Source organism: Bradyrhizobium sp. 31Argb (genome assembly GCF_043638955.1).
Lineage (GTDB): Bacteria > Pseudomonadota > Alphaproteobacteria > Rhizobiales > Xanthobacteraceae > Bradyrhizobium.
In genome coordinates this window covers 23,047-31,845 of record NZ_JBEGDB010000070.1, presented here as the reverse complement: position 1 = coordinate 31,845, position 8,799 = coordinate 23,047, and the positions used below count along the sequence as shown (strand labels likewise).

Here is an 8,799-nt window from a genome sequence, read left to right as displayed (position 1 = left end):
CAGAAGCGAGACCCCGGCGAGCGGATGACGCAAAAGGGATTGACTGATCCAGGCCCGTTACAGAAGGGTGGGCAAAGGCGCACTTGCGCCGTGCCCACCATCTAGCGCTGTGCTCGCGATGGTGGGCACGCTTCCGCCTTCGCTCGTTGAGCTACGGCGGACAAGTCGCTTTGCCCACCCTACAGCTGATTCAAATGTCAAACAGCTCTCCGTTGTCATCGTCCGCCAAGGCGGACGATCCAGTATTCCAGAGGCGGTCGTGCTTGAGCCGAGAAGCCCCCGGATACTGGATGCCCCCTGGGTTCACGACACAAGTGCAACACCTGCTAAGGTGTTGTGGCGATGGGACGGTGTTATGGCCAGCTCAGCCTTGAAGAGCGCGTTGAGATCTACCGCCTGCATGCAGGCGGTAGATCTCAGAACCAAATTGCGTCTGCGCTTGGCCGGGCGCCGTCGACGATCAGTCGGGAACTGCGGCGCAACTCCCGGCCGACCAAGGTTTGGGCGGGCGGCTACGAGCCGGTCCGGGCGCAACACCTGACCGAGCGCCGGCGACGATGGGATTGCCGCTTCAAGCTGGCGCGCCAGCCAGACCTGCGGGACCGCGTGGGCAAAGGCCTTGCGATGGGACATTCCCCAGAGCAGATCGCAGGCCGACTGGCGCTGGAGCATGGTCGCGTGGTCGTCAGCCATGAGTCAATCTATCGTTTCATCTATCATCGCACGGCCCAGAAGGATTATTGGTATCGCCTGCTGCCGCGTCACAAAAAAATGCGAGTCCGCATTCTCGCGGCGCGTTGCGTCCGAGCTTTGCTTCACTTTCCACCCTCTCGAAATCAGAGGGCGCAGGGAAAGCCGGGTGCCGGTTGCACCCATGGGTCCCGTGCAACAAAAAGCACGGGGGTAGGACCACAGGTTCAACCGAAGCATTCCGGCTTTCCCTGCGCGATGGTGTTACGGCTTCCTTCGTGCTCTCCCCGGTGACCGGGCTTTCTTGCCACCGTCACCCTTAGGGATGTTTCCATCCCCCAGGACTTAGCGCCAGCGTCGGGGCGCCAGGACCACACGACTTCGCCGTCCGCACTACGCGCGCTCGTCAGTCGCACGCATCACGTCCACCGCATCTCACCGCAACGTTCGTGACGATCGCGAGCCGCCCCTCTCTCGGGTGAGACGCGCGGAGTTAAATCACTGATTTGCCCGACGGCGAAAGCGGAATATTTTTCGTGCGAAGGCTGGACAGACTTTTGGCTGATTTGCCCGTCGGGTTGATTTGTCGCACCCAAAGTCGCCACATCGTCATTGCGAGCAGAGCGAAGCAATCCATAGCACCGCTTGTGGAGGCGTGGATTGCTTCGCTTCGCTCGCAATGACGGAGACCGTCATTCCGGGGCGATGCGCAGCATCGAGCCGTGACGCGCAATTGCGCATCAACGAATTGCATCACGAAAACCGGCGCGAATAGCGAGATGCAGACAAACGGATTTGATTCGTGCCCATCAAACACTCCGCAGAAGATCAGACGCTCCGCAGAAGAAAAAGGAAACGATCGACAAGGAGCCGGCTATGCGCAGGACACCCGATCCTATTCGAGACAGCCGAGATGACAGCGCCCGACAGCGGGCTCTCTCGCTGCCGCTGGAAGAGTTCGATCCTGGAGATCCGGAGCTGTTCCGCTCCGATACCCATTGGCCCTACTTCGACCGGCTGCGCAAGGAAGATCCTGTCCACTACACCAGCGACAGCATGTTCGGCCCGTATTGGTCCATCACCAAATACGACGACATCATCGATGTCGAAACCAATCATGCGGTGTTCTCCTCGGCCTCGGCGCTTGGCGGCATCACCTTGGTCGACGTGACACCCGACCTGCGCCGCGAGAGCTTCATCAGCATGGATCCTCCGCGCCATACCGCTCAGCGCAAGACGATAGCTCCAGTATTCACGTCAACACATCTCGAACGGTTCGCAATCGGCATCCGCGAGCGCTCAGTCGAATGCTTCGACAATCTGCCGACCAATGAGGTGTTCGACTGGGTCGACCGGGTCTCGATCGAGTTGACGACGCAGATGCTGGCCGTGCTGTTTGATTTCCCCTGGGAGGATCGTCGCAAGCTGACGCGCTGGTCCGACGTCGCGACGACCATTCCGGGCCCTGGAGGCGTCGTCGCGACCGAGGACGAGCGGCAGGCTGAACTCGGAGAATGCGTGCGATATTTCAGCCGACTCTGGGAAGCGCGCGTCAATCAGCCGCCGAAGAGCGATCTGCTGTCGCTACTGGCGCACAGCCAGGGCACGCGCGACGTGAATCCGGGCAACTTCCTCGGCAATCTGCTGCTCCTGATCGTCGGCGGGAACGAGACCACCCGCAATACCTTGTCGGGCAGCATCGATGCGCTCAACCAGCATCCGGCTGAATTTAAGAAGCTCAGGAACAACCCTGCCTTGATCGATGGTCTCGTGCAGGAGGTGATCCGCTGGCAGACGCCGGTTGCGCATATGCGGCGGACGGCACTTGCCGACATCGGGTTCCGCGGCAAGCAAATCAGGAAGGGTGACAAAGTCGCCATGTGGTACGTCTCGGGCAATCGCGACGAAGATGTGATCGAGAAACCTTACGACTTCATCATCGATCGCGAGCGGCCGCGCCGACATCTGTCGTTCGGCTTTGGCATTCACCGCTGCGTCGGGCTCAGACTAGCCGAGCTGCAGCTCAAGATCATCTGGGAAGAAATCCTGAAGCGCTTCGAGCGCATAGAGATGATCGGCGAACCCAAGCGCGTGTATTCGAATTTCATCAAGGGCTACGAGACCCTGCCGGTTCGGATTGCCAGATAGCGCACGCCTGGAACGCGTCTATGGCCCGAGGCGGTGAGTGGCTTTCAGGAATTCGCCAGCGCGCTCGCCAATGACGACGCAAGGGGCCATCGTGTTGCCGGTCGTCACGCGCGGCAGGACCGATCCGTCGGCGATCCGCAAATTATCGAGACCGTAAACGCGCAAGTCGTGGTCGACCACGGACATGGCGTCGCGACCCATCTTGGCAGTGCAGGTTTGGTGCGAGTGGCTGACCGTCGCGTTACGGATGAACGTTTCCAGTCCGGAATCGTCGACCGGTCCCGGCAGGAGTTCTCTTTTCGTGAAAGGTCGCAAGGCCGGCGAGTTGCCGATAGCCCTGCAGAACTCGACGCAGGTTTTCAGCGCCTTTAGATCGGCGGGATCGTCGAGGCCGCTCGCATGGATCTCGACGGGGTCGTCCGGATTGGGTCCGGTGAGGCGGATGCGGCCCCGGCTGGCGGTGTGCAGCAGCGCATTTGTCAACGACCAGCTATCGGGCGGCAGCGGATCCTTGACGACCTGCGGACTGGCATAGGGGGCCTCGACCATGAGCGTCTGCAGGTCCGGCACGTCGAGCGCGGCGTCACTGCGCCAAAGTGCGGTCGCTTCCGTCAAATTGTTGCGGCGTTCAATCGGCCCCGGTGCTTCCCAGACGCATGGCGCCATGAAGTGATCCTGGAAGTTCTGGCCAACGCCGGGCAGATGCTGGACAAGAGGAATGCCGAGGCGTTTCAGTTCGGCCTCGTCGCCGATACCGGACTGCATGAGCAGCTTGGGCGTGTGAACGGCGCCCAGCGACAGCACGACCTCGCTGGCACCGATGCGACGCACCTTACCCGCATACGCGAGCTCCACGCCGGTCACTCGCTTGCCGGCCAGGGTTAGATGAGTGACGAGCGCGCCCGTCAGGACCGTGAGGTTTGGGCGGTCCATAAAGGGATAGACATAGGAGCGGAAGATGGATTGCCGTCGGCCATCGCGGAGGCACAGGTTGGTGATGGCGGCACCACCATGCCCCTCCATCATCACGCCATTCTGGTCTTCAAACGTCGGAAGGCCGACGGCCGCAAAGGCCTCGAGCATGGCGGCGGCGAGAGGATGCGGATCAGGCGCCGGCTGCACGAAGACCATCCCGCCCGTCCCGCGGCGGGCCGTATCCGGTGCGCCGTGCCAGTCCTCGATGCGCCGATAGATCTGCAGCACGGATTGATAGTTCCAGCCGTCATCACCGGCTTCTGCCGCGAAGTCATCCCAATCCGCTTTGTGGCCGCGCGACCAGACCATCACGTTGATACTGGATCCACCACCGAGCACCTTGCCCATGGACATCGGGATGGCGCGGCCGTTCAACCGCGGATTTGGCATCGCGTTGAAAGACCAATCGTGTTCGCCACGGCGAAGGGCGGGCCAACGCAATGGGTCCACGATGTCGGGCACCTCGTCGCTGCCGCCGGCTTCAAGCAGGAGAACGCTGACGTCGGCATTCTCCGCCAAACGCCGTGCGACGACCGAACCTGACGACCCCGATCCGCAAATGATGAAGTCATAGTGGGACTTCAACTCAGCTCTCAGCTTCTGCTGATTGGCCTGAACACGCGCGGCGAGGTCGTTGGCCATCATCTTCCCTCTTGCACGATCGCCATCATGGGATGGCGCTTACCTAACGCTTCCCGACGAATTCTATCAGGAGTCCGAAGCGCCGCTGTTATCGATGAGTGGCATCACCGAAGTGTGTCCCGCACAGGCAAACGCACCATTAGACGTCTACGACGCACGCATTTGCTGCCAATGACGGGGCGAAGGGCAATAGCAGCGTGACCACCATCGCCGCGATCCGTCGCGACGCGGGGCGCTCGCTGCTTTAACAAGTTGTAAACTTCTATTGATCAATTTGACGAACTTCGCCCACATAGCAAGGAGCTCCAAATGTTGCGCCGCGAGCGTAAAGAGTTGGAACAGAAGCTTGCGCAAACTCGAAGGCTGGCACAGGAACCGACCGATCTGTTTACGCGCGAACGGTTGGCGCAGCTTATCGAGGACTTGGAGTTTCAGTTGGAGGCCGGTCGCGTCGCCGCCTAGGTTCCCTGATGGGAACGCGCTCCTCCGTCCGCCGATGATGCGTTCGTCTGTCGCGTTCACCGCATTTCTCAGTCGGCTGCCGTGACGGTGTAGTCGGAGAATTGTACGTGGCTATCGGCCTTCGACCACAGGCCAACGCGGCCCGAGACGGGCTGCGCCAATGTGTGCTCGAGATAGAGCTTGCCATCGAGATAGCCCTCGACCTTTGTGCCGATGATGCGGACCTTGAGGTCGTGCCATTGGCGCGTGGCGGTCGGCGTGTTGCGCACCCATTTGACCGACGAGCGCTTGCCGTTCTCGAACTTCCAGAGCACGAGGTTGTTTTCCAGACAATTGGCGCGGACGGTCAGGTAGTTGCCGTTCGGCTTCAGGTTGAACAGGATTCCGGCACCCTGATCGATGCGGCCGGACAATCCCTGGAAGCGCACTGTGATCTCGCCATTGGTGAAGTCTTGGATGTCGGGCGCGATCACATAGGGGAAATAGGCATAGGCCTGGACCCGGTCGAGGAATTCCGCGTAGCGCTCGCCATAAAGCGCGCGCGCCTTGTCGGCGATTCCGGCAGACGATTCTCCCTCCTTCCACTGCCGGCCGTCCACCGCGAGCACCTTGTTGCCGCTGTCGTTCTCGATCCGCCAGATGCCGACGACCGGTACGAGCGATTTCGGCTCAGCGCCAATGGTTTCGTCGACAAAGTCGATTTTCGTCGGCTGCCCAGCGAGTGCCGGCAGCGCAAGCGCTGCGAGAATCATCGCCGCAGCGACGGGCTTGAAGCTTCCTCCTACGGTCATGATTGAGCTCCTTTGAACAGTGATATGGCGGGCGGGCGTCGGCTCCACCACCACGCGCCCGCGATCAACAGCGGTAGTCCGCCGACGAACCAGAACAGTGCCGCATCCGCCGTGGCGACCAGCGGATAGCCCGGATATTCATCACCGCGAGCGGGCGCGGGTGGTTGCACGCCAGCGAGGGCATACAGCAGCGGCAGGACTTCGCGCGGACTGGTCGAGCGGCTGATATCCGATCGGGCGCCGTAGGAATATTCGATTTCGCCATAAGCATCGTTGGCCGATTGGCTGGCGGCATCGCGATGGCTGCCGGCGAGGATGATCGAGACGTTCGGCATCGCGCGATCGAGCTTCGCCAGCACGTTGCGCTGCAGATCGGCGTAGCGTGGATCCTCGGGTGCGAGATTGACCTTGATGATCAGAGGCAATCGGAGCGTGGCGAGCAGGCGCTCATCGGCAGCCGGGAAGGAGTTTCGCCAGTCCTCGGTGACATCGACCGATTGCCTGATCTGCGTCGCCAGACCGAGCACCAGCAAGGTGGCGAGCACGCATGGGACGGAACGCATGCACTTGGTTTGTGTTGGCACGCCGGGCGGCAGCCAGACGGAGGCGAGGGCGGACAGGCCGGCGATTGCGCCGGTCACGCCGAGCACCAGCCCGGCGGAGAGCAAGCCTTGTTCGAACGGGCGCAGCGCTTGCGTCAGCGATAGTTGTGCGACAAAGGCCGCGAGGCCGGAATGGCCGGCGAGGGTGAAATCGAGCACCCATGATCCGATCGTCACCGCCAGCGCAATGATGGCTGAAGTGGCTGAGCTGTCGGCAATGGTCGCGGCAAATAGTGCAATCGCGCCCACGAGCAGGCCATAGAGCAGATGGCCGAACAGGAGATTGACGGTCTCGGACGCCGCAAGATGCCCGCCCATCATCGCCCAGATCGCGAGTGCTGAAACGGTGGGGATGCTGACCAGGGTCCAGGCTACGAGCACGGCGCCCAGCTTGGCAAGAATGAGCGTCGAGGATCGGTAGGGCAATTGGACCAACAGGCGCAGCGCGCCCGATTCCTTCTCCTGACCCAGCACGCGGATCGCCACGAATGGGAACAGCAGCGTGACCGCGACATAGAACGCGCCGAAGGTCGGCACCAGGACGCCGTCGAGCGGCGACAGGCTTGCCGCCAGTACCGGAGATTGCCGCGCCGATGCGCTCGCTTCGCCATAGAGCGAGACGGCTTGAGCGAAGCTGTAGCCGATCAATGGACAGACCAGGAGTAGCATCGTCCATAGCGCGCGGCCGCAGACAATTTCGGCCAGTTCCTTTGCGAGCAACGGCGCGAGCGGCGCCTCGCGAGCGCGATATGGTTCAGGTGAGCGCAAGGAAAATCTCCTCCAGCGAACTGCTCGCCAGCGCGGTCTTCGCGCGCAATTCGCCGAGGGTGCCGACACCGCGCACCTTTCCTCCGGCTAGCAGCAGAAAGCGGTCGCAGGCACGCTCGGCGTCCGCGAGCTGGTGGATGGCGAGGATGAAGGTGCGTCCACGCGCCGCTTCCTGGCGGATCACGTCGATGATGGTTCGCGTCTGCCTGATGTCGAAGCCATCGAACGGTTCGTCCATGACCAGCACGTCGTGCGGTGTCAGCAGGCCGATCCCCAACAGCAGCCGGCGATTGTAGCCCTTGGATAGCGCATGCACGCGCTTGCCAAGGACCGGCGTCAATCCGACGGCAGCGATCGTTGCGGCCGTCTGTGCATCCGTTCGTCGGTAGACCCGCGCAAAGAAGGTCATGACGTCGATCGCGAACCGGTCCTGATAGGGCCGTATGCCGTCGGGCAGATAGAACAGCGCTTCCTTTCTCCGCGCCGGCGGCAATTCCTCTCCGCACCAGAACACGGCACCTTGCTCCGCCGCGAGCAGGCCCACAAGCGCTTCCAGCAAGGTCGTCTTCCCGGCCCCGTTCGGACCGACAATGCCAAGGATTTCCCCGGTCGCGACGGAAAACGAGACATGCGCGACCGCCGCCTCCCGGCCATACCGCTTAACGAGGTCTTCCACGCGCAGGAGCTCGCGGGACGTATCGTGAGCGGTAGCGGCCGCGGAGATCATGGACCCGCTCCAATCGCGGCGGGCGCACCCATGGGCCCCGTTCTCACTTCTGCGCCACGGCTGTCTTGTCGAGCGCGGCGCGGATGCCTCGGGCGAGCTTCAGCGCGTCGTCATTGGCCCAGAAATGGATGAAGAACATCCGCGGCTGCTCGTCGAGCATGTGGCTGTGGATCGCAGTCACTTCGATGTCGCCGGCGCGCAGCGCTCGGATCAGCGGATTGACCTCGTCGCCGGTGACAAGGAAGTCGCCGGTGATGGCGGCCTTGCCGCCGCCGGTCGGCTGGAAGTTGATCCCGTTGGCGCCGCCCATCGCGGGGCTGACCGCCATGCCTGCTTCGGTCGCCGGCTCGCGGCGCGGGATCGTGAACTGATCGACGCCGCCGGTGACATTCCCCTTGGCGTGCATGATCTCGTCGAGCTTCGCAGTGTCGAGGTCGACGGTGGGGGCCGGACCGGCTGATGTCGCCGGCGGCTCGAACGGCGTCTTGCTGCCGGTCGACAGCGCCTCGTGGATCGCGCTAGCCAGCTTCGCCGGATCGCCGTGCCCGGCGACATGCATGTAGAACGTCGCCGGCGAGGCGCGCAGGATGTGGTTGTGGACCGCCGTGATGTCCAGCCCGCTGTTCAAGAGCTTCGTCATGACCGGCGTGATCTCGGATTCGAGCAGGACGAGATCGCCCATCACCATCGCCTGACCATCCATTGGGGCGAAGGCCACCCAGCCGCCGAGCGCGAGCGCGGGCTTGATAGTTACGCCGTCGAGGGTGACGTGCAGATCGGACCGCGGCAGGCCATAGCGATGGACCTCGCCGCTGACGGTCGCGGTCTTGCCGAGCGCTGCGTCCACCTTCTTCCAGTCGATCGCCTCTGCGTGAGCTTCCGAGATGAACGGCTCCGCAAAGATGCTCCAATCGGCGGGCTGAGCCGCAGCAAAGCTCGGCAACAGCAAGGCCGCGGCGATGGCGGCAAAGCGAGTTTTCATGGTCATGGGGAT

General features: G+C 62.5%; 8 protein-coding genes. 3 read left to right on the top strand and 5 right to left on the bottom strand.

The features are described 5' to 3' along the window. Positions 1–342 precede the first annotated feature (342 nt). The gene (locus AAFX91_RS16185) at positions 343–984 is read left to right on the top strand and encodes a transposase (RefSeq protein ID WP_394567115.1); all 642 of its coding nucleotides are present in this window, start codon (positions 343–345) and stop codon (positions 982–984) included. 582 nt (positions 985–1,566) lie between these two features. Beyond that, complete coding sequence (locus AAFX91_RS16180) at positions 1,567–2,838, top strand: cytochrome P450 (RefSeq protein WP_394567114.1); 1,272 nt, start codon at positions 1,567–1,569, stop codon at positions 2,836–2,838. A gap of 18 nt (positions 2,839–2,856) precedes the next feature. Here AAFX91_RS16180 and AAFX91_RS16175 read toward each other — a convergent pair whose 3' ends face one another. Next, the gene (locus tag AAFX91_RS16175) at positions 2,857–4,455 is read right to left on the bottom strand and encodes a GMC family oxidoreductase (protein ID WP_394567113.1); all 1,599 of its coding nucleotides are present in this window, start codon (positions 4,453–4,455) and stop codon (positions 2,857–2,859) included. A 309-nt stretch (positions 4,456–4,764) separates the two neighbouring features. Here AAFX91_RS16175 and AAFX91_RS16170 point away from each other — a divergent pair, with 309 nt between their 5' ends. Then, positions 4,765–4,917, top strand: a complete 153-nt coding sequence (locus AAFX91_RS16170; protein ID WP_165421303.1) for a hypothetical protein — start codon at positions 4,765–4,767, stop codon at positions 4,915–4,917. 68 nt (positions 4,918–4,985) lie between these two features. Here the strand turns inward: AAFX91_RS16170 and AAFX91_RS16165 are convergent, their stop codons facing one another. Genes AAFX91_RS16165 through AAFX91_RS16150 form a run of 4 tightly spaced genes read right to left on the bottom strand, consistent with a single transcriptional unit; the run spans position 4,986 to position 8,793 of the window. Further along, positions 4,986–5,708: a hypothetical protein gene (locus AAFX91_RS16165; protein WP_394567112.1), complete on the bottom strand. Its 723-nt coding sequence runs from the start codon at positions 5,706–5,708 to the stop codon at positions 4,986–4,988. Continuing rightward, a complete protein-coding gene (locus AAFX91_RS16160; RefSeq protein WP_394567111.1) occupies positions 5,705–7,078 on the bottom strand; it encodes an ABC transporter permease in 1,374 nt (457 codons plus the stop codon). The genes AAFX91_RS16165 and AAFX91_RS16160 overlap by 4 nt, the downstream gene beginning before the upstream one ends. After that, positions 7,065–7,805, bottom strand: a complete 741-nt coding sequence (locus tag AAFX91_RS16155; protein WP_394567110.1) for an ABC transporter ATP-binding protein — start codon at positions 7,803–7,805, stop codon at positions 7,065–7,067. The genes AAFX91_RS16160 and AAFX91_RS16155 overlap by 14 nt, the downstream gene beginning before the upstream one ends. Positions 7,806–7,848: 43 nt before the next feature. After that, a complete protein-coding gene (locus AAFX91_RS16150) occupies positions 7,849–8,793 on the bottom strand; it encodes a DUF1259 domain-containing protein (protein ID WP_394567109.1) in 945 nt (314 codons plus the stop codon). Positions 8,794–8,799: the final 6 nt, after the last annotated feature.